This window comes from Syntrophorhabdaceae bacterium (assembly GCA_036504895.1).
GTDB lineage: Bacteria > Desulfobacterota > Syntrophorhabdia > Syntrophorhabdales > Syntrophorhabdaceae > PNOM01.
The window spans coordinates 1-24670 of sequence record DASXUJ010000048.1 but is presented as its reverse complement, the minus strand read 5'-3'; the positions used below and the strand labels follow the sequence as shown (position 1 = coordinate 24670).

The 24670-nt window shown below is 59.6% G+C and carries 20 protein-coding genes; 7 read left to right on the top strand and 13 right to left on the bottom strand.

Annotation, left to right across the window (positions count from 1 at the left end; all coding sequences use genetic code 11):
- Nucleotides 1-90: 90 nt before the first annotated feature.
- A complete protein-coding gene (locus VGJ94_05900) occupies nucleotides 91-939 on the top strand; it encodes a methyltransferase domain-containing protein (GenBank protein ID HEY3276133.1) in 849 nt (282 codons plus the stop codon).
- A 45-nt stretch (nucleotides 940-984) separates the two neighbouring features.
- Here the strand turns inward: VGJ94_05900 and VGJ94_05895 are convergent, their stop codons facing one another.
- From VGJ94_05895 to VGJ94_05850, 10 genes are all read right to left on the bottom strand, one after another.
- Nucleotides 985-1632, bottom strand: a complete 648-nt coding sequence (locus VGJ94_05895; protein ID HEY3276132.1) for a V-type ATP synthase subunit D — start codon at nucleotides 1630-1632, stop codon at nucleotides 985-987.
- A gap of 25 nt (nucleotides 1633-1657) precedes the next feature.
- On the bottom strand, nucleotides 1658-3082 hold the full coding sequence (locus tag VGJ94_05890) for a V-type ATP synthase subunit B (protein HEY3276131.1): 1425 nt from the start codon (nucleotides 3080-3082) through the stop codon (nucleotides 1658-1660).
- Between the two features lies 1 nt (nucleotide 3083).
- Nucleotides 3084-4871 carry a V-type ATP synthase subunit A gene (locus VGJ94_05885; GenBank protein ID HEY3276130.1) on the bottom strand — a complete coding sequence of 596 codons (1788 nt, stop codon included), beginning with the start codon at nucleotides 4869-4871 and terminating at the stop codon, nucleotides 3084-3086.
- On the bottom strand, nucleotides 4868-5521 hold the full coding sequence (locus VGJ94_05880; protein HEY3276129.1) for a V-type ATP synthase subunit E family protein: 654 nt from the start codon (nucleotides 5519-5521) through the stop codon (nucleotides 4868-4870). Before VGJ94_05880 ends, VGJ94_05885 begins: the two co-directional genes overlap by 4 nt.
- 12 nt (nucleotides 5522-5533) lie before the next feature.
- Nucleotides 5534-5842 (bottom strand): V-type ATP synthase subunit F, encoded by a 309-nt coding sequence (locus VGJ94_05875; GenBank protein HEY3276128.1) that lies wholly within the window; start codon nucleotides 5840-5842, stop codon nucleotides 5534-5536.
- 10 nt (nucleotides 5843-5852) lie between these two features.
- Complete coding sequence (locus VGJ94_05870) at nucleotides 5853-6197, bottom strand: ATP synthase subunit C (GenBank protein ID HEY3276127.1); 345 nt, start codon at nucleotides 6195-6197, stop codon at nucleotides 5853-5855.
- A gap of 93 nt (nucleotides 6198-6290) precedes the next feature.
- A complete protein-coding gene (locus tag VGJ94_05865) occupies nucleotides 6291-8249 on the bottom strand; it encodes a V-type ATPase 116kDa subunit family protein (GenBank protein ID HEY3276126.1) in 1959 nt (652 codons plus the stop codon).
- On the bottom strand, nucleotides 8242-9348 hold the full coding sequence (locus VGJ94_05860; GenBank protein HEY3276125.1) for a V-type ATPase subunit: 1107 nt from the start codon (nucleotides 9346-9348) through the stop codon (nucleotides 8242-8244). The genes VGJ94_05865 and VGJ94_05860 overlap by 8 nt, the downstream gene beginning before the upstream one ends.
- Nucleotides 9327-9641: a hypothetical protein gene (locus tag VGJ94_05855; protein HEY3276124.1), complete on the bottom strand. Its 315-nt coding sequence runs from the start codon at nucleotides 9639-9641 to the stop codon at nucleotides 9327-9329. The genes VGJ94_05860 and VGJ94_05855 overlap by 22 nt, the downstream gene beginning before the upstream one ends.
- A 28-nt stretch (nucleotides 9642-9669) precedes the next feature.
- Nucleotides 9670-10419, bottom strand: coding sequence for a cytidylate kinase-like family protein (locus VGJ94_05850; protein HEY3276123.1), 750 nt, complete (start codon nucleotides 10417-10419; stop codon nucleotides 9670-9672).
- 349 nt (nucleotides 10420-10768) lie between these two features.
- On the opposite strand from VGJ94_05850, the gene egtD reads away from it, so the two are divergent.
- The 6 genes from egtD (at nucleotide 10769) to VGJ94_05820 (ending at nucleotide 19074) form a co-directional block, all read left to right on the top strand.
- On the top strand, nucleotides 10769-11806 hold the full coding sequence (gene egtD / locus VGJ94_05845; GenBank protein HEY3276122.1) for an L-histidine N(alpha)-methyltransferase: 1038 nt from the start codon (nucleotides 10769-10771) through the stop codon (nucleotides 11804-11806).
- A gap of 9 nt (nucleotides 11807-11815) precedes the next feature.
- Nucleotides 11816-15199, top strand: a complete 3384-nt coding sequence (locus VGJ94_05840; GenBank protein ID HEY3276121.1) for an aminotransferase class V-fold PLP-dependent enzyme — start codon at nucleotides 11816-11818, stop codon at nucleotides 15197-15199.
- Nucleotides 15200-15282: 83 nt separating this feature from the next.
- Nucleotides 15283-16116, top strand: coding sequence for an alpha/beta hydrolase (locus VGJ94_05835; GenBank protein ID HEY3276120.1), 834 nt, complete (start codon nucleotides 15283-15285; stop codon nucleotides 16114-16116).
- A gap of 35 nt (nucleotides 16117-16151) precedes the next feature.
- Nucleotides 16152-17075, top strand: coding sequence for an alpha/beta hydrolase (locus VGJ94_05830; GenBank protein HEY3276119.1), 924 nt, complete (start codon nucleotides 16152-16154; stop codon nucleotides 17073-17075).
- Between the two features lie 253 nt (nucleotides 17076-17328).
- On the top strand, nucleotides 17329-18306 hold the full coding sequence (locus VGJ94_05825; GenBank protein ID HEY3276118.1) for a CoA-transferase: 978 nt from the start codon (nucleotides 17329-17331) through the stop codon (nucleotides 18304-18306).
- Between the two features lie 9 nt (nucleotides 18307-18315).
- Nucleotides 18316-19074, top strand: a complete 759-nt coding sequence (locus VGJ94_05820) for a CoA-transferase (GenBank protein ID HEY3276117.1) — start codon at nucleotides 18316-18318, stop codon at nucleotides 19072-19074.
- Between the two features lie 11 nt (nucleotides 19075-19085).
- Here the strand turns inward: VGJ94_05820 and treY are convergent, their stop codons facing one another.
- The 3 genes from treY to VGJ94_05805 form a co-directional block, all read right to left on the bottom strand.
- A complete protein-coding gene (gene treY, locus VGJ94_05815) occupies nucleotides 19086-22100 on the bottom strand; it encodes a malto-oligosyltrehalose synthase (protein HEY3276116.1) in 3015 nt (1004 codons plus the stop codon).
- Between the two features lie 52 nt (nucleotides 22101-22152).
- Nucleotides 22153-24012 carry a malto-oligosyltrehalose trehalohydrolase gene (gene treZ, locus VGJ94_05810; protein HEY3276115.1) on the bottom strand — a complete coding sequence of 620 codons (1860 nt, stop codon included), beginning with the start codon at nucleotides 24010-24012 and terminating at the stop codon, nucleotides 22153-22155.
- Between the two features lie 161 nt (nucleotides 24013-24173).
- A partial coding sequence (locus VGJ94_05805) for a hypothetical protein (protein HEY3276114.1) occupies nucleotides 24174-24670 on the bottom strand: 497 nt, incomplete at its 5' end.

Below are 24670 nucleotides of genomic sequence, written 5' to 3'. Positions count from 1 at the left end.
CGGTTGGGTGTCAACGGGGGCTCGTTGGCTATGTGGGCCTTCGCGGCGTCCTCGTTAAGAAAACTTTTGCGTGACCGAATAAGATAATGTATGCTTTGCGCTATGAAGTGGAAGTTGAAGTGGCTCCTTCAGGCAGCTTTCAGCCGCCTCCCCTGCGGCGGGGCCCTCAATTATTTTTTCCAGCGCCGCATCGTCCACAGCCTTCCTATGTCGGATGCTCAATTCCGGGAAAAACGAAGCGCTGCCTTAACCCACCTCGGCTACTATCACCGATATCGTTCGGAAGGCGACTTCTGCTACGAAGTCGGGTGCGGGCGCGAGCTCTCCATGGCTATGAAGATGAGCCTCCACGGTTTCCGTGAGATCCATTGCGCCGATGTGCTCCCCTTACGGAGAGAGGACCTTGTAAATCATGCCCGTCGTCAATATGAACGCCTGTGGCACGAATACCCCGATATGGCCAAAATCCATTATGCGGCGCCCCTCTATTTCACGCAAACACCCTACCCTTCGGACTTTTTCGACCTCATATATTCCCATACGGTCCTCGAGCATGTGCCCAGGAAGGATCTTCTCCCTCTCCTTGCAGAGTGCAGGAGGATCTTGCGCCCCCGCGGCATCGTCTCCTGCTTCATCGGCTACGCCGACCACTGGCACTACTTCGACGGAAGCATCACACCCTATAATTTTCTCCAATATTCCGAAAAAGAATGGGGAAAATATTCCCCCTCCTTTCAGTATCAAAACAGGTTGAGACATAGTGACTATCTGAAGATTTTTGAAGAGGCAGGCTTCGAGATAGTCGAAGCTAATCCCAGATCGGAGAGCGACGCGGTGTTCGATACGGTGAGGCTCCACCCTGAATTCGCCGGATATGAACGAGAAGATCTGAAAATTATCGAGGCGTGGATCGTGGGGAGAAAGATTCAAGAGATTTGAGATGCCACAATATGTGCTCGCCGAAAGGATGTGCCTTCCTTCCGGTCAGCTCCTGCCGTCGCTTTCAGAGGAGGCGTGCTCCAGGCGGTCCCGGATCATCTTGAGGATAATGAACGATTCCCGCTCTCTTTCTTCGAGGGAGCCCGTGATATAGGCGATGGTCTCGCGATAGACGGGCATGAAGATCTTGGAGAGGGCGTTGCAGCGACGCTGGGTCTTCTTGAGCTCGCGGGCAATGCGCATCACTGCGTTTTCGAGCTCCGCCAGGCGGGCAAGGAGGGGAAGGACTTCTATGAAACGGCTCATGGCCGTGTCGGCATTGGGCGAGGTCCCTTCGAGGCCGAACTGGACGCTCACCGGCTCCGTGCGCACCGTCACGCGGGGGACCCTCATGCCCATGAGGTGCTGCTCCGACAACTCCACCTGGTGGTCCATCCGCACGCCGAGGGCGGCACGATCGATTGCCCCGGCGCCCCGGTCGAGTCGGGCGTCACGCAGCGCAGCAAAGGCCTCGTGAAGCGCGTGAGCAGCGCTTTGCTCAGTCTCGGAGGCACGGCTCACGCGGCTCATAAGCTCGGTGATCAGGATCTGCCGCTTTTGTTCGAGGAGGTCATAGCCCTCCTCCGCGAACTCGAGCTGCCGTTTCAGCATGAGGAGGTTCGATTTGGTGGGGGCAATGTTCAGTTTTGCCATATCCCCTCCTGCCCGGGTCCGTCCTTCACGCCATCCCGGCGGATTCTCCCTTCTCGTGACGGTAGTGCTTCTCGAGCAAGGCGTCGCTCACGCGATGCAGCTCGTCCCGAGGGAGAGCGGAGAGTACGTCCCAGCCCAGCTCCAGGGTGGTTTCTATGGAGCGGTTCTCATATTCCCCCTGGTTCAAAAACCTCGTCTCGAAGGCGTCTCCGAATTTCAGGTACTGCTTGTCGACGGGGCTCAGCTCCTCCTCTCCGATCACGTCCGCGAGCCCGCGCACCCGCTTCACATACGCGTAACATGCAAAAAGCTGGCTTGCGAGGGACGGGTGGTCCTCGCGGGTATAGCCTTTGCCCACGCCGTCCTTCATGAGGCGCGACAGGCTCGGCAGACCGGCGATGGGGGGATATACCCCTCGCTGAAAGAGGTCTCGGTCGAGCACGATCTGCCCTTCCGTAATATAGCCCGTGAGGTCGGGCACGGGGTGGCTGATATCGTCGGCGGGCATGGTGAGAATGGCCATCTGGGTGATGGAGCCCGGGGAGCCTTCGATCCTGCCCGCCCGCTCGTAAATGCCGGCGAGGTCCGAATAGAGGTACCCGGGGTAGCCCTTGCGGCCGGGGATCTCGCCGCGGGCGGTGCCCACTTCGCGCAGGCTTTCGCAGTAATTCGTCATATCCGTAAGGAGCACGAGCACGTGGCGGCCGCAGTCGAAGGCGAGGTGTTCCGCGAGGGTGAGGGCCACCCGGGGCGTGATAAGACGCTCCACGCTCGGCGCGTCGGCCAGCGACAGGAACATGACGGCCCGGGCCAGGGCCCCCGAGTCCCGGAAGTTGCGGATGAAGAACTCGGCCACGTCGTGCTTCACGCCCATGGCGGCAAAGACCATGGAAAACTCCACCTCCTCCTCCAGGAGGCGCGCCTGCCTTACGATCTGGGCGGAGACGCGGTCATGGGGCAGGCCGTTGCCGGAAAAGACCGGGAGCTTCTGGCCCCGCACCAGGGCATTCATCCCGTCGATGGCGGAAAGGCCTGTCTGTATGAATTCCCTGGGGTAGAGCCTGGCGAAGGGGTTGATGGGCATGCCGTTCACGTCCCGCCTATCCGCAGAGAGGGCGGCAGGCCCCCCGTCAATCGGACGGCCGAGCCCATCGAATATGCGCCCCAGCATCCGGCGCGACACGGGAAGGCGAAAGCTCTCGCCCAGGAACCGGGTGCGGAGCCTCCGGTTCGAGAGGCCCATGGTGCCTTCGAGGACCTGCACCACCGCCTGGGTCCCGGAGATGTCGAGCACCCGTCCGAGCCGGGGACGGCCCGTTCCGTCGAGGATCTCCACGGTCTCGTCGTAGCCCACGTCCCGCACCCGCTCCACCACGACCAGCGGTCCCTCGATGCGCGAGGCGCCCACATACTGCAATCCGAGGTCATCTACATCGAACCGGGTCTTCATATCACGAGGCCTTCCTCCCGTATTCCCTGGCAAGGGTCTCGATTTCCGCGAGAACTTCCTGCTCCAGTCCTTTCATCCTTTCGGGCTCGTCATTCCCGAAGGCGGCCTTTGCCCGGAGCACATGGGAGACACAGCCCAGGCCCCTGATCCGGCTTAAGGGGACGCCCTCCTGGATGAGGTCCCGGGCCCTCCGATAGAGGGTGAGAATGATGCGCAGCAGTCCGACCTGCTTCTCGGGGGCGCAATACATGTCGTTCTGATCAAAGGCACTCTGGGCCAGAAAGCCGTCTTTCATGATCTCCGCCACAAAAAGGATCAGGCGCTGTGCATCGGGCAGTACATCGGGTCCGACAAGCTTCACTATCTGCTGGAGGCGCTCCTCGCGCTGGAGGAGGGTCAATGCCTCGGTGCGCTGCTCTGTCCAGTCGGGATCTTCTTTCTTCCACCACGGGCCCACGTCCTCCACGTACTCCGAGTAGGAGTGAAGCCAGTGAATCGAGGGATAATGGCGCGCATTGGCCAGCTCGGTGTCGAGGGCCCAGAAGCAGCGTATGAACCGGCGCGTATGCTGGGTCACGGGCTCCGAAAAGTCCCCGCCGGGCGGGCTGACCGCACCCACGATGCTCACGGAGCCGCGCTCTCCCGCCAGGGTGGTAACCGCTCCTCCCCGCTCGTAGAACTGGGCGAGCCGCGTGGGCAGGGAAGCGGGGAAGCCCTCCTCCGCAGGCATCTCTTCGAGGCGCGCGGCCAGCTCTCTCAGGGCCTCCGCCCAGCGGCTGGTCGAATCGGCGAAGACCGCCACGCTGAGCCCCATATCCCTGTAGTATTCGGCGAGGGTGATGCCCGTGTAGATCGATACCTCCCGCGCTGCCACGGGCATGTTCGAAGTGTTGGCGATCAGGATGGTCCGCTCCATGAGGGGCCTTCCCGAGCGGGGGTCCTTGAGCTCCGGAAATTCGCGGAGCACCTCGGTCATCTCATTCCCCCGCTCCCCGCATCCGATGAAGACGATGATCTCGGCATTCGACCATTTCGCGAGCTGGTGCTGGGTAATCGTCTTTCCCGTACCGAACCCGCCGGGGATGGCCGCGGCTCCGCCCTTGCCGATAGGGAAGAAGGTGTCGATGATGCGCTGCCCCGTGATCAGCGGCTCCGTGATCCTTAGCCGCTCGAAAATGGGGCGAGGCAGCCGGGAGGGCCACCGCTGCAGCATGGTCACTTCCCTGGGGCCGGTCGAGGTCTCGATGACGGCGAGGGTCTCTTTCAGGCTGTATTCTCCCCTTTCCTTTATCGATTTCACCACGCCCGAAATGTCCGGCGGGATCATGATCCGGTGGGAGACGAGAGGCGTCTCCTCGACCGTTCCTATGGTCCTGCCCGCCCCCACCAGGTCACCCGCCGAAACCGACGGCTCAAAGGTCCAATATTTCTCCAGATCGAGGGGGTCTACTTTCTCGCCGCGGCGGATCCATGCGCCGCTTCGCGCCTGGATACCGGGCAAGGGACGCTGGATGCCGTCATAGATATTCCCGAGAAGCCCCGGGCCGAGCCACACGGTAAGGGGAGCACCGGTACGCCGGATGGGCGCGCCGGGCTTGAGCATGGTGGTATCCTCATAGACCTGGATGGTGGCCCGGTCCCCCACGAGACGCACCACCTCGCCTATGAGTCCGAGACTCCCCACCTGCACCACTTCATACATCCCCGCGTCGGCCATCCCTTCGGCAGTTACGATGGGGCCGCTGATGCGGATCGCCGTCGGTTCAACGAACGGTGTCGATGCCGTCATGGGCCGTCCCCTCCTGATTCTGCGTTCGGGATAACGGACACCTTCGCCGCGATGAGTCGCCGCAGCTCCGGCCACATCCGCTCGAGTCTCTTTATAAGACGGTTATCCCAGACCCTGCGCGCCTCCCGGTCTTCCACCACGATGCCGCCTCCCGTAAAATCGGACTCATAGGCGACACTCACCTCGATTGCCGGCCTTTCGGCCCTCCCCAGGATCTCCCGGAGCGCTCCGTCTCCGAATATGGCGCGGTCGGCCTCCGAGATCTTTATCACGAACTGATCCCCTGTTGTCCTGCCTATCACGGCAGAGGCAAGTCCGACGAGGGTCTCCCTGTATTCGAATCCTTCGCGCATCTCGAGCCGCCGGTACGCTTCGTGATAGATGGACTCAAGCATCACTTCCACCCTCTCCGAGTGAAGCCTGCCGATCTCCACCTCGATCGTCGCCGCGACGATCTCCCTTCGCCGGGCAGCCTCGGTCCGCGCCCGGTCATCCTCCTCCTCCCGGGCCTTGCTGGCCTGAAAAGCGGCCTGATCCAGTAGGGCCCGCGCCTCCCTGTTCGCCACGGCAAGGATCTCTTCGGCCTGCGTCCTCGCCACGGCAAGGATCTCTTCGCATAACAGATGCGCAGAATCCGGATTCACCGCCATTCCGAATACCTCCTATCCCACCGTCACACCCACGGCCTCAGCCACAAATTCACGGAGACTCCTCCGTCCGGGCAATGGTCCGTCAGGACCGGGTATCTCCACAATGAGCGGATGGTCCCGCTCGAGACGGATCTCCTCCACCTTCGGCCGGATCAAGGAGGCCGCGGTCTGGGTAATGATCACCATCCCGCAATCAGGACGTGCCAGACTATCCTCCATCGCGGTAGAAGCCTCCTCGGCGGTGGAAACCACCATTACCGTGATGCCTGCCAGCCTGAACCCCTGCGCCGTCTCCTCATCGCCGATACATACAAACTGCACGCAATGCCTCCTAAATCTTCTGCACCAGCATCATGGCAATAGCAAAGCCGAGCACGGCCAATCCTTCAGCCAGGGCCACAAAGAGGATGGACCGGGTGAGGAGCTCCGGTTTCTCCGCCCCCAACCCCAACGCCGCGGAACCGATGCGGCCCACCGCGTATCCCGCGCCGAGGACGCTGAAACCTATGGCGAGGGCGGCGCCCACGGCAAAGCCGATGCTCCTGATCGCCCCATTCTGGTCGGCCGACGCACCGCCTGTCTTCGCGGCCTCCTCCGCCATGGCAGTACCGAGCAGGATTACCCCCGTGAGAATTGCTCCCCATGGTCCTATTCGCCAGTATGACGTCTTTCTCATATGACACCTCCCCTCTTGCGGGCTAAAGCGCCCGGCCCATACTCTCTTTTCCGCCCGCCCGGGTCCCGGCCTCCGGACGGCGTGATCCTTCGGCTACGGCGCCGGGGACCGGTCCTCCGAGAACAGCCTGAAAGGCTTGAAAGGTTGGCCGCTGCCGGAAAAGAATTTGCCGAAGAACTCGTAATACTCGAGACGCAGCGCCTGCACCGAGGCAATGATGCCTTCAAGAACTATGGCGATCATATTGCCCAGAATGATTACGACGACGCCCCACACGCTGCCAAGGGGAAGGCCCTCCAGCTCTTTGGCAAGAACGAACGCCGCAACCAGTAAGGCCGCATGGCTCATGGCGTATGCCGCAAGACGGACGAAGCTTATCGTATTGGCAAGGTAGCCAAGCACCCCTTCAAATGCGCCCACGAGGGATTCTATCAGTGCGGCAGCCATCCCTCCTTCTGCGCCTTCATGGGAAGCCTTTCGGCGGAGGATATGCTCGAGGGGTTCTTTTATCGCCCATGCCAGGATGGGAACCCCCAGGAGGAGCAGGACGGCGATGAGCATAAGACCCCGCGACCGGACGGCAGGTCCCGCGATGACCAGAAAAAGGGCTCCCCAGTAGAATATGAGGCCCATGACACCGAACCTGCCGAGAAGGCCGCCGATCACATCGCCCCGCTGAAATCTGTTCACCATATTGAGCACGAGGCCGAGGCTTATCATTACCATTCCGAACCCGATGGCGAGGTACATGAGCTGCATGGGGTCGCCCTCCAGGGGATCGTGCCAGAGGGCGTAATGCTTGAAGAAGGCGATGCCGAAGACGCTCCCGTATATGGCCCCGAAGATGATGCTCGACGAGCCCCCGAAGAGAAGGAGGAGGCCGAAATCCCGTACTTTTGCAGAAGGGCTTTTCAGGAGCGCGAAAAGACCGCATGCGGCGAGGACCGCGCCGTGACCCGCATCGCCGAACATCATGCCGAACATGACGATATAGCTCAGGGCCACGAAGAGCGTCGGCTCCAGCTCACCATAGCTGGGGAAGCCATAGTTGGAGACCAGCATCTCGAAGGGGCGCAGGAGCCGCGAATGGCGCAGTAATACCGGCACCTCCTCCTCTGATGAGGCATCGGGAGGGGTCGCCCGGACCGCATACCTGCCGCCCGTCTTTTCCCTGATCCGCTCCTCGAGATGGGCCATGTTATCTGCCGGGAGCCAGCCCGAGAGCATGACCGCCGCTTCAGTGCGCGAACATTTTCGTGCCTCCTCCAGGAGCCGGCATTCGACGTCAGCCCCCCGTTCGAGCTCGTGGAGCGCACCCGCTGCCTCCTCCGTGAGCTCCCGAAGGCTTCCTGCCACGCGCTCCAGCTCGACTGCCGTCTCCTCCCGCTCGCCGGCTTTTTCCTCGGAGAAGCTCTCTACCGTGGTCTCCGGCTCTGCGGGGAGGGCCTCGTGCTGAAAACCGGCCCGCTCAAGCACCTGTTGAAGGGCGGATGCGTCCTCGAGGGTGGTGATCGCCACGAGGGAGCGCCGTCCTTTCCGAAGGGCGGCGGGAAGGAGCGCCACCTTCTCTCCCGCTTCTTTTTCCAGCCCTGCGAGCTTCTCCTCCGGCAGGCTTCCTGTGACGAAATGGAGAAACCGGAACCGGTCGGACGCTCCGAGCGGAAGGTCGAGACCGCTATAGCAGGATACCTGATCGCAGAGTGCGGTCAGCTCCTTTTGTCGCTGGACGAGGCGGCGGCGATGCTCCAGGAGGGCTGAAGCCTTTTCCTCGATTGATTGAAGCCCCTCTTCGGCGCGGGCCAGGCTGATCTCTTTCACCTCCGGCTCTTCAGGCAACGGGGCAATGCCCAAAGACTGGCGGAGATCCGCGGCGCGAGCCCTCACGCGGTCCCATTGGGCAAGGTCGCGGGCGGCAAGGGACGCGCAGTCGGGTTCCGGCCTTGTGCGTGTAAGCTGAATTACCCCGAGATTTCCCAGGTCCCTCAACACTTTTGACTGATCCCGCTCAAGGACGATTGCGTCGAGCCTCACCATGGAGACAGGTCTAAACATGAGCCGCCTCCGTCCCGGCCGGGGATATGAGGCGCACCCGGATCGCCTCCGGGGAGAGCCCGCCCCCGATTCCTTCTGAAATCGTGGTGAGATTGGCCACTTCCATGCGACGCAGGCCGGTATATCCCATCACGGTCCCAAGCCCGATGTGGCTCCGGCGGAAGGCAAGGTTGGACAGGCGGAGGAATCGCCTCCAGGCGAGACGCTCCACAATCGCGCTTTCTATTGTCTCTGCCACCGAACCGCCGTCTGCAGCGCACTCCGGGGGCATCTCATCGAGGACCTTCCCCGCCGCACGCATGACCGCGGTGTTCAAGTCGCTATCAGCGGTCATTTGGGTGAAGAGGGTTCGCGAAATTCTCGCAGCCGGGATATGGAGGGGCAGGAGGATATCCGGCGTCAGGCCATAGTGAAATTTCCCCCGGACCACGAGCATGAGAAGAAAGATATCTGCTTCCTGACGCATCATGGGCATGATAATCGCCCGGTCTTCCCATGCGAGCGCCTCTACCCTAGCCATCAATCCCTTGAGATAAAATTGATCCAGGGCTGCTTCCGGGAAGAAGGGGCGCGGATGATCATCGTAGAGAGCAATTACTTTTTCGAGATAAGCCCGAATCGGCCCCCTCGGTATGAGCCGCACAAAATCCTGAAGCGACCGGGCCGTTGCCAGGCCGCGGGTGTCGATTGCCAGGCCCTTAGGAAGGCCGATAAGGTACTCCTCCGGGTCGATCAAAGGCTTCTCCGTAAGGACGGCCCTCAACAGTACCTTGAGGTTCTCCATCTGAAACCGGAGGAGGAGCCAGTTGAACAGGTGAGCTCCCGGCCCGAAAAGATGGATAGTGAAACCGGACAGCTCACGGACCAGCTCGTCGACCAGGAGACGCTGAAACTCGGAAGGGCGACTCAGCTCCGTCTTCGGAAATAAGGCATGGACAAGGTCGGGCATGCTGCGTATACGGCTAATGTCGTCAAGTCGTTTCCCCTCGGCCATACGGCTGCGCCGTGCGTGGAGGCTTACCGCAAGAAAATCGAGGTTCAGGGGCGCGTGTCGTTCCCACGCGGAGCCTGAGTCGGCTATGGCAGTCGGCATACGCATCGCACCACCCCCTCGATGACCGACTCCTTCCTGTCTTTCTCGAGCCGGACCTCCCGGTCGATCTCTTCCGCGGCCCGGGAAAGGCGGCGCTCCTTTTCTTTCTCCGCCTCTTCTATTGCTGTCCCCACGGTCCTTTCGGCCTGAGCAAGCCCTTCGCGGCGGGCCGCTTCTATGAGCGCCTGCCCTTGCTTGCGGGCGTCTGACAGGATACGCTCGGCTTCGGCCCCCGCCTCTTCGACAATGAGCCTCGCCTCATTTTCGGTCGCCATGATCTTCTGGATGATATCGCGCATGGCAGCGCCTCCCTCAGAAAATCAGCTCCTAATGTTGAATCCTGGTGCGTGCGATTCCCGCCGACTTTTCCTGGCTTGCGAGTTTAAATCGCTTGATCACCTCGTCGCCGATAAGCCCGGCGGCTTGGTCATGATCGACACGATCTGTATTGATGATCACGTGGTAGAGAAGGGGGTCGTCGATGTCTTTGTCGAAATTGTCCTTGAGATAGCGTCTGCGGTCTTCGTCCTCTTTTTTCAGGAGGCGCAGAGCCGATTTTTGATCGAGATTGTGGACCCGCTGCAGATGGTTGATTCTCTTTTCCAGGGACCCCACCAGGCGCACATGGAATGCGTTGGCCAGTTTTCCGGCAACCACGCTCGCACCACGACCGACCAGTATCACACGGCCCATCTGAGCGAGCTTCAGCAAGGTGGCATTCGTTTGCTGCACGAGTGTCCACGTGCCGGGGTGCAAGCCCATCCATTCCTCCACCACGTCGGTGAGCATCGTCTTATGGCCTTCTTGCATGAATTCTGCAATATGCTTGTTGTGGTGGTGATCTTCCAGGATCTTCCCGACCAGGTTGCGGTCGAAGACGGTCCATTCCTCCTGCCGGGGAAAACGGGAGTGCAGGTAGTCAGCCAGTTTGGAGGCGATTGCATGGCCGCCGGCGCCGGTCATGCGCGAAATCGTGATAGCCGGTCTTACTCGCGAGGAGGTGCCCTCCTCGCTCTTTACCTGGAAACCACATTCGATGAAGGAGACACATTTCCTGAGGTCAATATTGGTCCACATGGCGACCTCCCTGTCTTTCAGGTTCTCACCCGTGCCCCATCGCGGAGTGAACCCATGTTCAATCTACGGGCGAATCCTTCACGACATCTTATCTGGGTACCGCATGCCCATTCGTGACCGTGCAATCCCCACCTCATCCGGCACGACCGACTCCCGGCTGCCGGCTATTAAGGCTTTTGCCTTCCTTATAGTTCCTCTGCCGGTGTTTGTCAAGGACCTGCAATAGGGCTATTCCAATTATTTTTGTCTTGACAAAGTGCGACTTGTTTTGCCCGACACCGGTGATTAGGTTCCCCCATGGTCCTTGCCTGTGGCGGACCCTTAGACTTTATGACGGACAGGAGAAGGTATGGAAGGCGTATTTATGGTTAAGCAAATGGGCAGGCACGGGAATGGATCCGACAATTTCACGGCAGCCCGCATGCCGGGGATTTCAGGGTCCATGGCAAGGGAGGTTCTGGAAGGGCTGCGGTCAACACCCAAGACCATCAGCCCCAAATACCTCTATGACGAAAAGGGGTCAGCCCTTTTCGAGCAAATATGCGAAACCCCCGAGTACTACCTCTTCCGCACGGAGATGGCGATCCTCACTCGCCATGTCGATGAGATACTCAGTCGGACCGGCGGCGACCTCTGTCTCATAGAACCCGGCGCGGGCGCGTGCCGTAAGGCAAGGCTCATGCTCGGGACGGGGGCGGTCTCCACCTTCGTCCCTGTCGACATCTCGTCGCGCCATCTTATCGACGCGGCCACAGGGGTGGCCCTCGCGTTTCCGGAGGTATCGGTGAACGCCGTGGCAATGGACTTCCTCGCGGAGTTGGCGCAGCTCAGGAAGGCGCTGCCCGGTAACGGCACGCGGCTAATCTTCTATCCCGGCTCCAGTATAGGGAACTTCGAGCCGGCGGCCACATTCCGCCTGCTCGCCGAATTCGCGGATCTCCTGGAAGAGGAGGGCATGCTGTTGATCGGGTACGACCTTCAAAAACACCCTCATTTTTTGGAGCGCGCCTATAATGATGCGGCAGGGGTTACGTCGGCTTTCAACCTGAACCTCCTTACCCGCCTTAACCGCGAGCTGGGGGCGGATTTCGACGTGACCGCCTTCAGGCACATCGCCTTCTACAACGACTCGAGGGGACGGATCGAGATGCATCTGGAGAGTCTTGTACCCCAAAAGGTGAGGGTTGCCGGAGAGACAATCGGTTTCCGGGCCCGGGAGCGTATTCATACTGAAAACTCTTATAAACATACGATCCCCGGCTTTGACGGGATGGCCCGTAGTGCGGGCCTCGAGCCAATCGGCCTGTGGACCGATGAAGACGCGTTTTTCGCCGTCGCCCTGTACCGGCGGCACTCTTCCATGGCGTCCGGACCGGAAGGGGCATAGAGAGATAGCATGGGATTGGGGCAGAACGAAAAGGCGGGCCTCTGCGGGATCTGCTCGGCAGGATGCGGGGTTATCGTCACCTATGATCCGCAGGGCCGCATGAGGGCGGTGAGGGCTGACGAGACCTCCCCCTTCGGAATGATCTGCAGGATCGGCGAGCACTCCCCGGAGATCGTATACAGCCCTCAGAGGATCCCCCATCCCCTGCGAAGGACCGGTCCCAAAGGAACGTACGATTTCAAGAGGATCTCTTGGGATGAGGCATACGACGAGATCGTCGCAAGACTCATGCAGGTAAGGGCGGAATCGGGCCCTGAGGCAGCCGCCATTTACACGGGAAGCGGGAGTTTCGACAGGGCTTTGTGCGACGTGTTTCAGCCCGCCGGGGTCGCAGTTTCCTCCGCTTCGAGCGTGCTTTTCCCCTTCGGTTCGCCCAATACCCTGGGAGTGGGAGCTCTTTGCTATGTCGCCTTTGCCATGATCGCCCCCCATGTGACCTTCGGAAGCATATACATAGATATGATCTCCGACATCGAGCGTGCGGAATTGATCGTGGTGTGGGGGAAGAACCCTGCCGCCAGCTGCCCGCCCGACGATTTCCTTCGGATCCAGGCAGCCAGGGGCCGCGGGGCCGGGATCGTGGTGATCGATCCCCGGCGGACCGCCCTTGCCCGCGAACAGGATACCCTCTGGGTCCCCTTGAGGCCGGGTACGGACGGCGCCCTTGCCCTCGGCATGTGCAATGTCCTCATAGAGGAGGAGCTTTATGACGAGGCTTTCGCGCGGCAATGGACCGATGGGTTTGATGAATTCAGAGATTACGTCCAGCATTTCAGGCCTGACTACGTGGAGCAGATTACCGGGGTGGACGGGGAGACGATGATCTCTCTGGCACGGAGGATCGCCGGAGCCAACGGCGCGGCCCCGGTCATGTACAGGGGCCTCGAATATAACGGCAACGGGGTTCAGACCATACGTGCGGTCCTCACCCTCTGGGCCCTCGCAGGGCAGCTCGATATGCCGGGGGGCCAGTGTTTCAAGATGAAGGGCGCCAGGTTTCCCATCAACCGGGCGAACCTGCTCGCGAACCCGCGCGTGGAAAAGGCGGCGGGCCATAACGACTTCCCCCTCTATACCAAGTACCGCGGCGAGTTCCATGCCATTGCGCTGCCGAAGGCCATACTGGAACACGACCCTTACCCCATCCGGTTCCTGCTGAGCCTCGGGGCGTCGCTCACCACTTCGTGGCCCCACACGAGCCTCTGGAAGAAGACGTTAGGCGCCCTCGATTTCTTCGTGTCCGTGGACCGCCAATGGACCGGAGATATGGCCTACGCGGACATCGTCCTTCCCGCGGCCACCTATTACGAGACGGAATCGTACATGGTCTACGATGGGGCCTTCAGGATAAGGGAGAAGATGATCGAGTCCGTGGGGGAGGCCCGATACGACTTCTTCATTCAAGCCGAGCTGGCGCGCAGGCTCGGCTACGGAGAGCTTTACCCTCAAACCGCAGAGGAGCTCCTCTCCTACGTGCTTTCCGGCTCGGGATTCACCCCTGAAGATGTACGCAATGCCGGCGGGCTCGTGCGGGTCAAGGGGCAGATGATGGAGTACAGGAAATGGGAAAAGGGGCTGCTGCGCAATGACGGGAAGCCGGGCTTCGCCACGCCCTCGGGAAAATTCGAGATCGCCTCATCCGTGCTCGAAGAGTACGGGTACGAGCCTCTTCCGCGCTACGTCGAGCCCCGCGAAAGTCCCGCGTCGGACCCGCGGCTGGCGGAAACCTTTCCCCTGGTTTTCAATTCCGGCGCCTTCCACAATGTGGACCTCCACGCCCTCAATCAATCGATTCCGTCTCTCGCCGGCGAGCAGCCCGTGCCCACGGTAATGATAAACACGGTCGATGCGGAAAAACGGGGGATCGTCCACGGCGAAAAGGTGCTCATACGTACGACCCGGGGAGAGGTCTCCATGTACGCCCTCGTAACGGATGATATCGTGCGGGGCGCGGTGGAGGCAAGCGGCTCGGGGGGCGCCTCCCCCGATGCCCACGAGTGGCGGGAGGCATGGGTCAATGAGCTCACCGACCTCAATAACTACGATCCTATCTCGGGGTTCCCCACCTATAAGGCACTTCTGTGCGATGTGCTCAAGGTCGGGGATGGGAAGAAACGGGAAATGGCGGGCTCCGGCGAATACATGCTCGAAGAAAAGGTCCCTGAAACCGTCCGAAAGTCCATATATTTCGACCACAACGCCACGTCTCCCCTCCACCCTCAGGTGCGCACGTTCATGGCGGAATTCCTCACGACCTATGGAAATCCGTCGAGCATCCACAAGGCAGGCCGGGTTGCCCATGACGCGATCGAGGCAACCAGGAAGGCCCTCTCCCTTCTCGTGGGCTGCACACCGCGCCGCCTCGTCTTTACAAGCGGGGGCTCGGAGGGAAACAATTTCGTCATCCACGGCATAGCCCGTGTGTCCGCCCCGGAGAAGACCCATATCATCACGAGCACGATCGAGCACCCCTCCGTGACCGGCATCTGCCAATGGCTTGAAACCCGGGGCTTTTCCGTGACCTATCTTCCGGTCGATCATTACGGAGTAATCAACCCGGAAGAGCTGTCCCAGGCGATCACGGAGCGCACCTGTCTCGTGAGCGTCATGACCGCAAATAACGAAACAGGCTCTCTCCAGCCGATCTCCGAGCTTGCGCGCATTGCCCGGGAGCGGGGCGTCCCTTTCCACACGGACGCAGTCCAGGCGGCAGGCAGGATGGTAATACACGCTGACGAATGGGGCGTTGACTTCCTCACCCTTTCGGCCCACAAATTCGGCGGACCCAAGGGGACGGGCGCCGTCTATATCCGCAAGGGAATGGAGATCCCGCCCCTCATCCACGGGGGAAAGCAGGAGGGCGGCTTAAGGGGAGGGACGGAGAATACGGCAGGTATCGCGGGCATGGGAGTGGCGGCAGGGCTCGCACTCCAGGACCTGCCGGAGATGGAGGGCCGGGTGCGCACTATGCGCGACCTCCTCTGTGAAGGGATCTGCCGTATAATACCGAGCGCCCGTGTAAACGGCCATCCGGAAAAAAGGCTCCCCAATACGCTCAATGTGACCCTTCCCGGCCTGCGGGGAGAGTCGGTGGTCTATGCCCTCGATTCGCAAGGCGTCTACTTTTCCTCGGGATCGGCCTGCAAGTCGGGCTCGCCCGAGCCCTCCCAGGCGCTGCTCGCCATGGGGCTCTCCAAAGAAGAGGCCCACTGCTCCCTCAGGTTTTCCCTCGGCATCGAAAATAAGGAAGATGAGGTGGCGGAGGTGGTCCGCCTGCTGGAAGAGACAATAGAGACTTCCCTCGCCAACGTGCGCTTCGTCTCGTGCAGGTAAGGGACCGTGATAATCCCGGAATTTGATGCAATAACCCGTGCCCACGCGTACTCGACCGGAGGCACGTGAGATAAGGAGGATTTATGAACTTTATAGACGTAGGCAAAGAAAAGACGAACCCCATCAAAATCTACTACAAGGACTGGGGAGAGGGACAACCCGTGGTCTTCAGCCACGGCTGGCCCCTTTCGGCGGATGCATGGGAAGACCAGATGCTCTTTCTGGGCGCCCATGGATTTCGCGTGATCGCCCACGACCGCCGGAGCCACGGCAGGTCGAGCCAGCCCTGGAACGGCAATGACATGGATACCTATGCCGACGACCTGGCCACGCTTATGGAGGCCCTCGACCTGAAAGGGGTGACCCTTGTCGGCCATTCCACGGGCGGCGGTGAGGTGGCCCGGTACATCGGCCGCCACGGCACGAAACGCGTGGCCAAAGCAGTACTGATCGGCGCGGTGACGCCCCTCATGCTCAAAACTTCCGCCAACCCCGGCGGGGTGCCCATGGAGACCTTCGATTCGATACGGGCGGGGGTCATTGCCGACCGTTCCCAGTACTTTCACGACCTCGCCGTCCCCTTTTACGGGGCCAACAGACCGGGCGCCAAGGTCTCCCAGGGCTTAAGGGACTCCTTTTGGCTCCAGGGCATGCAGGCGGGTTACAAAGGGGTGCTCGACTGCATCCGCGCCTTCTCCGAGACGGATTTCACCGCCGACCTGAAGAAATTTCACCTGCCGACCCTGATTATCCATGGTGACGACGATCAGATCGTGCCCATCGGCTCTTCGGCGGTCCTTTCGTCCAAAATCATCGAGGGCGCGAAGCTTCAGATCTACCCCGGGGCGCCCCACGGGGTCTGCTCCACCCACAAAGACCGGATCAACGCGGACCTGCTGGAGTTCATCAGGGCCTGAGGCATGCCCGGCATTGTGGCAAGGAAGGAGGATAAATGATAAAGTTCATAAAATCGATCGCGGCCGCCGCCTTTCCCTCCACGGCCCAACCCCCCGCCGGGGCGGAATTTAACCGCATCTTCACCCACCACACGGCAACGGCGAACAACGTGCGCCTCCACTATGTGACCGGCGGGCAGGACGAGCCGGTGGTCCTGCTCCACGGGTTCGCCGAGACCTGGTATATGTGGCGCCATGTGATGCCCGGGCTTGCAAAGCACCACACCGTCATAGTTCCCGATCTACGGGGCGCGGGGGACTCCGACAAACCCTCCGCCGGCTACGACAAGCGGACCCTCGCGGAGGACATCTATCAGCTGGTGCGCTCCCTCGGGCATGAAAAGATATCGCTCGTGGGCCACGACATCGGCCTCATGGTCGCCTATGCCTATGCCGCGGCCCATCCCGCCCAGGTCCGTCGTCTCGTGCTCCTCGACGCGCCCATTCCGGGGACAAGTATCTTCGAAGAATTCGAAAAAAGCGGGCGGGCCTGGCATTTTGCCTTCCACAATGTCCCGAACCTGCCTGAGGTGCTCGTGGCGGGACGGGAGCGGACTTATCTGACGGAGGGCTTCTTCCGCGCCCTTTCGTATAATCCGGCGGCCTTTACCGAAGCAGATATCGACGAGTACGTGCGCTCCTATTCCTCGCCCGGAGGAATGAGGGCCGGTTTCGAATATTTTCGTGCCTTTTCCAGGGACAAGGCTGACAATAAGATCTATTTTGCCCGGAAGCTGGCAATGCCGGTCCTTGCCTTGGGAGGGGCGCAGAGCCTGGGCCCGGTAATGGTCGATACAGTGAAGGAAGTGGCCCTCAACGTGCGGGGCGGATCGGTCGAGCGCTGCGGCCACTGGATAGCCGACGAGCAGCCGGCTTCCCTTACCGCCCAGATCCTCGCCTTCTTCGGCGAGGAAAAGTAGGCGCCGCCCATCAAAGAAATCAGGGCGCGCTCTCCGGTTCGATCCGGCAGGGGCGCCTGTTACTGTTGTCCGAAGCCTTCTCCCCTCACTGCCCCGCGCCTCCCTTTCTGTAAAACTACATTGTTCTTGACAATCAGGGTTTTGATATGAAATAAGGAGGTGTACCGCTAAAATGAAAGGAGCGCTGTCTTCCGGACCAAGCAGGATAGCCCTGCCGACCGGGTCACGGCATCCGCGGGAGGATTCGACTCACATGAACAAATATCCTGAAATAGCCGACAAGCTGATGAGCCTCGAAGAGGCGGTAAAGAGGTTCGTGGAGAAGGGTTCCCAGATTACCCTCGGGGGGTTCACCGTCAACCGGAACCCCATGGCGCTCGCATACGAGATCGCGCGCCAGGGCGTGACCGACCTCCACCTCATATGCCATTCCCACGGCCAGGCCCTCGATCTCCTTATAGGCGCAGGGTGCGTGAAGCGCCTGGAGATCGCCTACGGGGGCAACGGCAGGTACGCTCCTACGTGCATCCGTTTCCGGAAGGCCATCGAAGAGGGCCTCATCGAGTTCGAGGATTACTCAAACTATCAGATGAGCCTGCGCTTTCTCGCGGGCGCCCTGGGCCTCCCCTTCATACCTACGAAGTCGGGCCTCGGCTCCGATATCATCACAAAGGAAGGTTTCTCTCCCGAGACGAGAAGGCAGAGGAAGGTGGCCCGGAGGAAGTGCCTTGTCGCCGAGGACCCTTTCAGCGACAAGGAGGATAACGTGGTGCTCCTGCCTGCCGCCAACCCGGATGTGGCCCTCATGCACGCCCAGTACGTGGGGGAAGACGGGACGGTGAGGATAAAGGGCCTCACCTTCGCCGACGTGGAGCAGGCGAAATCGGCGGACAGGGTGATCGTCACCTGCGAGGAGATCGTCCCCCGCTCGTTCATACGCCTCGACCCGGACCAGAATTCACTCCCTTCTTTCTTTGTGGACGCCATCGTCCGGGTGCAATACGGCGCCCATCCAACTGCCTGTTACGGGTTTTACGATTACGACCCGACCCACCTCAAGCTCTATAAGGCCATGGCACATGAGAACGCAGGGTGGAAGAGATACCTCGACGACTGGGTCTACGGCGTCTCCTCTCACGAGGCGTACCTTGAAAAGGCCGGGGCTAAAGAGCTCATGAGGATACGGGCGAATCCCATTGTGGGCTACGCAGTAGGCCTCGACAGGAAATGAGGGGAAAGAATGAAAGATTATACGGACAACGAGATGATGGCCTTGAGCGCAGGGCGGCTCACAAAAAACGGTGATATTCTCTTCGCGGGCACGGGGGTCTCCATGCTCGCCGCCACCGCGGCGAAAAGGATCTATTCCCCCCGGGCAGTGATCTTCTTCGAGACCGGCGGCATCGATCCCTTGCTCGACGAAATCCCGATGGCGGTCTCCGATCTCAGGGTCATGAGCGGGACCGCGCTCAATTCCGGCCTTATCGAAGCCTTTTCAATCGTCGGCCACAGGCGGCTCCACACCATCGCCTTCCTGGGCGCCGCCCAGATCGACAGGTTCGGAAATCTGAATACCACAAGCCTTGGCGATTATCTCAGGCCCTCCGCCCGGTTCCCGGGAAGCGGCGGCGCCTGTGACGTATCGTCCTTTGCCTCGGGCGTCGTCACCTTTATCCGGCATGAACGCAGGAGGTTCGTCGATCGGCTTGACTACCGGACGAGCGTGGGATGGCACGAAGGGGGCGATTCGAGAAAACGCCTCGGACTCGAGCGCGGAGGGGCCCTCGCAGTGGTGACCGACCTCGGCGTCCTCAGGTTCGACGACGAGACAAAGGAGGCCTATCTCGCCGAGTACTACCCTGGAGTCCCGATAGAGAAAATTATAGAAAATACGGGGTTCCCCCTCGACGTATCGCGGGCAGTGGAAGCGCGGCCCCCTTCGCCTGAGGAACTCCGGATTCTCAGGGAAGAGGTGGACCCCCAGCGGCTCATGCTTTAATCTGAACCCCTCTATCCGGCCCGGGTCGCACCTTCCATGCCTTCAAGCAGGGCGACGGGAAAACCGGCGAATACCTGATCGAGGGCCAGGACGCGGCGGCCCCCTTCCTCGACTGCGAAAATTTCTCTGCCCGTAAAAACGTCCCGGAACAGATTGGCGGTCACCTCGTCCGAAAGGGTGATCCATGACCCTTCCCAGACTCTTCCGAGAGGCAGGTCCCTGGGCGAATCGATGAGGTGGGTAAGGAACCTGGGCACGACGGTAATGACGGCATTCTTCTCTTTGAATCGTGCAAAGGCGCACACATTCTCGCTTCTGGTGCCCTCGGATGAGAGAGAGACATAGGCCCCGTCCCTGAAAAGGGAGGCTTTCTCCTTCCGGAAGCCCAACGCCGTGTAAGTGAGGTACAGTTTTATGGCGCCCGTGGGCCAGGTGGAGAGGAGGCTTTTTATCATGCGTGAACGGTCCTCCCCATGGAGTGCCGCCTGCCTTTTCAGCCGTGAAAGCATGTTTTTTCTTATTTTGAAATCTACGGGTTTCCGGTTATCCGGGTCCACGAGGTTCAGATCCCACAGCTCGGACCCCTGATAGAAATCGGGTACCCCGGGTGACGTGATCTTGATGAGGGCCTGGGAGAGGGAATTGAACATCCCCATATAGGAGATCTTCTCCTGAAATTCTACCAGGTCTTTCACAAAAGGATTCGCAGAGGCACGGGAGAGGATATCCTCCACAAATCCAAGCACCCCCTCCTCGTAGGAAGGCTCCTGGCTGATCCAGCTGCTGTTGATCTTCGCCTCTCTTATCGCCTTGAGCATGTATTCCTTGATCCTCTGTATGAATTGGGCATACTCCTCGCTGCCGGGCAATTCGGCACCCGGAGGCCATATGGCCAGGAGCGTCTGATAGAGCAGGTACTCCTCATTGGAATCGGGGACGGGCCGGTCATCGGCCATACGCTTCTTTTTCCTGTTGAGCCTGCTCCATCTGGTGACACGGGTGCGCCATTCATCGGGGATCTCAGAGAGGACGTTTATGCGCGCCCTCGCATCCTCGCCGCGCTTCGTATCGTGGGTTGAGGTGGTCACGAGCGAGTAGGGCCTCTCGATGGAGGTCTCCATATTTTGCCGGTGAAAGGCATCGAGGGTCGTACCGAATTTGTCGGGGCTTCCCCCCACTTCATTGAGGGAGACGAATTTATTGTATACATAAAAGACCGTATCCTCGATCCCTTTTGCCGTGACGGGACCCGTGACCTGCTGAAATCTCATCACAAAATCGATCAATTGGGCGCGATCAGCCTCGCTCATATCCGCGGGGTGTTTAAGCAGGAGCACCCTGTGGAGGAAATCGAAGATACTCGCATTAAGGGCAGGGTTCTTCCGCTTCCCTTCCCGGACGGCCTGGGCGATGTAACGCCGGTCCCTTTCCTCGACCCCTGCCGCCGTCACATAGGTCCTGTACACGGGGAAGCAGGAGATCACCTCCATGATCACGGTCCTTAGGCTGTTCAAGGTAAAATCCCTCGTGTGCCGGTTCTTTTCGGAAAGCCTGTTGAGAAATTGGCCCAGGGCATTGATCTCTGCCGACAGGGAGGTGAGGGTGATCAGCTTCTTCTTTTCATATACCAGGTCCGCATACTTGGTCTTTTCGCCGATGAACCGCTCGTAGATCCGATCGAATGCCCTGCCGTGGCCGGTTTCGATGAAGATGCCGTTCAAGGGGTTCAGAAATACATATCCGATGGTGCTGAAGATCGCCCAGTCCTCCGGCACCTTTTCGTCCCGGGCGAGGATCTTCTCGCCCACGATATAGAATGGTTTGAATCGCGGATCGGATGAGACAGCGTCCTCATACTCCTTCCGGACCCTTGTTTCCGGGTCGTCTCCGGGTGCCGCGGACCCGCTTTGGCCCCCGGCCCGGCCCCGACGGGTTTCAACGAAGCAGAGTCCCTGCAGCTCCCTGAAATACCGCGCAGGGTCGTAAAGGCCGTCAGGATGATCGATCCTCAGGCCCGTGACCTTACCTTCACGGATCAGGCGGGAGAGAAGGTCATTGCATTTTGTGAATACTTCCGGATTCTCCATGCGTGTCGCGGCCAGGCCGTTGATGTCGAAAAACCTCCGGTAGTTGATCTCTTCGGTAGCCACACTCCAGAAGGAGAGCCTCCATACCTGTTTGCCGAGAAGGTCGTCGAGGAGATTGAAGCTTTTCGCATCTCCTTTCGTTCCGTTATATATGGCCACGTTCCCTTCTATGTAGGCGCGTATGGCGGGATTCCGATCGCAAAGGGTTTGGAGCCGCCTCTTGATGATCTCCTTCTCCCGGTGCCTCTCGACGACCTTTTCCGGGTCTTTGTCCGTATACGACGGCAGACAGGTGAGGGCGGTGATGATGCTCATCAACTCCGCGAGGTCAGGGTGGTCCCGGCCGGGCAGGGTCTGGGCCTCGTCGATCCGGTGACTCAATATGTCTTTATAGGTCTCGGGCAGAATGGGGAGCCTGTGGTCGAAATAGCTGAGAAAGAACGCCCCCTTTTCGAAGCCGAGCCTCAGCTCCTGGTTCTCGAGGATCGCTCCGTACTGGTCTCCCAGAATGGGGATGAGGACCCTGTTTTCAAGCTCCCGTTTCGTGGGGTGCCAGTCTATATCGAAGAAACCCGCGTAAGGGGAGCTTGGCCCATTCTCGAGAACGCCCATCCACCACATATTCTCGTCGCTCTCCACATTCATGTGGTTGGGAACGATATCGAGGATGAATCCCATGTCATGGGCCTTAAGCTCTTTGATAAACCGGTCGAAGGCCGGCTCTCCGCCCATTTCCGGACCCAGCATGTTCGGGTCCACGATGTCATACCCGCTGATGCTGCCTTTTCCGGTCTTGAAGCACGGCGACGAGTAGACGTCGGTAATGCCGAGATCATTAAGGTAGGGGACGAGCTTTTGGCCGTCGGTGAAGGTGAACCTATGGCTCATCTGCAGTCTGTAGGTGGCAACCGGAATTCTCAGGCTGGAATGCTCTTCCATTTCGGCTCCGCTATGGGTGAAACTTCATGGTAATCTGGAAAGAACCGGGCTTCTACACCCGGACGTCTGTAAGCACGTAAAGGGAGGCGCTGGTCCGCCCCGCTTCAATCAAAGCCTTTCCGTCTTCGAAATCGAGGACTTTAGGGGCACGGGATCCGTCACCGCCCCACTCGGGCGCGGATGAGTCGAGGATCTTTTCCCACTTGCCCGGGGGGAGCGTCAGTTCGACGGCAACATTGTCTTCGTTGAAATTGAAGACGAGGAACGCAGTCGAGTCGCGGATCCATCTCCTCATTATAAGGGTCTTCTCTTTTTCGAATACCCTTATCTCGGCCTGTTCTTTCACGGGGCGGGCAAGGACGGGGACCTCCTTCCTCAGCTTGATAAGGGTCCTGTAGAAGTCGTAAAGCCTGTTCTCGGAAGGCGATCTCGGCCCGTCGAGGTGTATCTTTGCATCGAGGAACGTCTTCTCCGCTTCGGGATCGGGCGCCTCCATCCCCCAGAGGGTGGCGACCTCCTCATCCTTCGATTTCCGCACCGCCTCGGAGAGAGCGGGATCGAAAAAGCTCGTGAAATAATAAAAGGGCGCTTTCTCCCCATATTCTTCTCCCATGAAGAGAAGGGGGATATAGGGAGAGAGAAGGACCATGGCCGCGCGCAGCTTCAGCTCTTCCAGCGATTCCACGGCGCCGGGCCTCACCTGGGTGTTGCCGACCTGGTCATGGTTTTGGGAACAGACCACAAACTGATTGGCGGGCATTTCTTTTGAGGAATTTCCGTGCCTGCGGCGCCGGTGTGGGGAGTGCTGGCCGGAATAAACGAACCCTTCCTCCAGGGCCTTGGCCATTTGGGAGAGGGCCCCGAAATCCTTGTAATAGGTCCGTTGATCATGGGTAATCAAGGTGTGAAGGGAATGATGAAAATCGTCATTCCACACCGCATCGAGCCCGTATCCCCCCTTTTCCCAAGGGTTTATCACCCTCACGTCATTGAGATCGCTCTCCGCGATCAGAGCGACCTCGTTCCCGGAAGCCTTTTTAAAGCAGTCAACTGCTTCCGCGAGTTCCATGAGAACATGGTGTGCGCTCAGATCATAGATGCCCTGTATCGCATCAAGCCTCAGGGCATCGCCATGGTACTCGCTGAGCCAGTAAAGGGCGTTGCTGATGAAATAGTGTCGTACCTGATCGCTTAGAGGACCATCATAATTAACCGCATCTCCCCACGGTGTGTTATACCGGTCGGTGAAATAATCGACGGCGAAGGTTCTTAGGTAGTTGCCTTCCGGGCCGAGATGATTATACACCACGTCGAAAATCACCGCCAATCCTTTGCGGTGACAGGCGTCCACGAGCTTTTTGAGCGCCCATGGCCCTCCGTAGCTATTCTGCGGCGCAAAGGGGAATACCCCGTCATATCCCCAGTTCCTTTCGCCGGGAAACTGGGTAACCGGCATGATCTCAATCGCGGTTATGCCGAGCTCCTTCATGTAATCGAGATAGCCGATCGCGGCTTCAAAGGTGCCCTCCTGTGTGAAGGTCCCGATATGGATCTCGTAAATGATAAAGTCTTTGAGCTGCCTCCCCTTCCAATCCCTGTCCTGCCATTGGTACGCCGAGGGATCGATCACCTGCGAAGGTCCGTGCACGCCTTCAGGCTGAAATCTCGATGCCGGGTCGGGCCGCTCCGAAATACCGTCGATCACATAAAAATAGCGGTCCTGCTCACGAACGCCTTCGGCCAGCCCCCCATGATACCCCCATTCTTCCCGGGACAGGTCAATCTCTCTTGGGCCGGCCTCGGTGAAGAGCTTTACGGTCACCTTCTTTGCCTCGGGGACCCATACCCTGAAGCGAACGCCCTTGTTCACGACGGATGCCCCTATATCAAGCTGCCACTCATATTCCTTCAAAAGCACCTTCCTTATGGAACCGGAGAAGGGAGAAGAGTCCCTTTACCAAAACCCAATCGGTCCCGGCACATTCTTATTTTCAAAGGGCTCATGCCGCGGCGAGACAGGTATCCCGTCTGTCAACTCCCTTCCCCATCATGTAATGTCTTGCTATTGCGTTGTCAACCTGCGGCCTCCGGCTTGGGCGGCAAAGCAGGGGATGACTTTTCTTCCCCCAACATCTCTTGAATGCCTCTCAGGGGGATATCGACCCGTTCGGGACGACTATTCAGCGCATAACCGAGCTCATACACCGCTTTCTCGAGGAGGTATGCGTTGAGCAGGGTTTTAACGTCGTCTTTATTTTCCGGGATGAACGATGCGTTGCCCGCGGTAACCAGATAGAAACGGACGAAGATACCCGCCGTATACCGGTACCAGAGGTCCGCCCACGGCTGCAGCAGGCGCGCATCCTCCTCCCTGACGGATACCTCTCTCAGCGCGGTATAGACGGCATAGTGGAAAGACCTCACCATGCCCGCCACATCTCTGAAAGGCGAGTATTTGAGACGCCTCTCCGCTAGCCCCCGCGCGGGCTCGCCTTCAAAATCTATGATCAGAAAATCCTTTCCCGTGTAAAGGACCTGGCCGAGATGATAATCGCCGTGGATTCTGATCC

Excerpts from the sequence above, each read along its gene's own strand:
- VGJ94_05900 (HEY3276133.1), top strand. The coding sequence starts at position 91 with ATGCTTTGCGCTATGAAGTGGAAGTTGAAGTGGCTCCTTCAGGCAGCT.
- VGJ94_05895 (HEY3276132.1), bottom strand. The coding sequence starts at position 1,632 with ATGGCAAAACTGAACATTGCCCCCACCAAATCGAACCTCCTCATGCTG.
- VGJ94_05890 (HEY3276131.1), bottom strand. The coding sequence starts at position 3,082 with ATGAAGACCCGGTTCGATGTAGATGACCTCGGATTGCAGTATGTGGGC.
- VGJ94_05885 (HEY3276130.1), bottom strand. The coding sequence starts at position 4,871 with ATGACGGCATCGACACCGTTCGTTGAACCGACGGCGATCCGCATCAGC.
- VGJ94_05880 (HEY3276129.1), bottom strand. The coding sequence starts at position 5,521 with ATGGCGGTGAATCCGGATTCTGCGCATCTGTTATGCGAAGAGATCCTT.
- VGJ94_05870 (HEY3276127.1), bottom strand. The coding sequence starts at position 6,197 with ATGAGAAAGACGTCATACTGGCGAATAGGACCATGGGGAGCAATTCTC.
- VGJ94_05865 (HEY3276126.1), bottom strand. The coding sequence starts at position 8,249 with ATGTTTAGACCTGTCTCCATGGTGAGGCTCGACGCAATCGTCCTTGAG.
- VGJ94_05860 (HEY3276125.1), bottom strand. The coding sequence starts at position 9,348 with ATGCGTATGCCGACTGCCATAGCCGACTCAGGCTCCGCGTGGGAACGA.
- VGJ94_05855 (HEY3276124.1), bottom strand. The coding sequence starts at position 9,641 with ATGCGCGATATCATCCAGAAGATCATGGCGACCGAAAATGAGGCGAGG.
- VGJ94_05850 (HEY3276123.1), bottom strand. The coding sequence starts at position 10,419 with ATGTGGACCAATATTGACCTCAGGAAATGTGTCTCCTTCATCGAATGT.
- egtD (HEY3276122.1), top strand. The coding sequence starts at position 10,769 with ATGGAAGGCGTATTTATGGTTAAGCAAATGGGCAGGCACGGGAATGGA.
- VGJ94_05840 (HEY3276121.1), top strand. The coding sequence starts at position 11,816 with ATGGGATTGGGGCAGAACGAAAAGGCGGGCCTCTGCGGGATCTGCTCG.
- VGJ94_05835 (HEY3276120.1), top strand. The coding sequence starts at position 15,283 with ATGAACTTTATAGACGTAGGCAAAGAAAAGACGAACCCCATCAAAATC.
- VGJ94_05830 (HEY3276119.1), top strand. The coding sequence starts at position 16,152 with ATGATAAAGTTCATAAAATCGATCGCGGCCGCCGCCTTTCCCTCCACG.
- VGJ94_05825 (HEY3276118.1), top strand. The coding sequence starts at position 17,329 with ATGAACAAATATCCTGAAATAGCCGACAAGCTGATGAGCCTCGAAGAG.
- VGJ94_05820 (HEY3276117.1), top strand. The coding sequence starts at position 18,316 with ATGAAAGATTATACGGACAACGAGATGATGGCCTTGAGCGCAGGGCGG.
- treY (HEY3276116.1), bottom strand. The coding sequence starts at position 22,100 with ATGGAAGAGCATTCCAGCCTGAGAATTCCGGTTGCCACCTACAGACTG.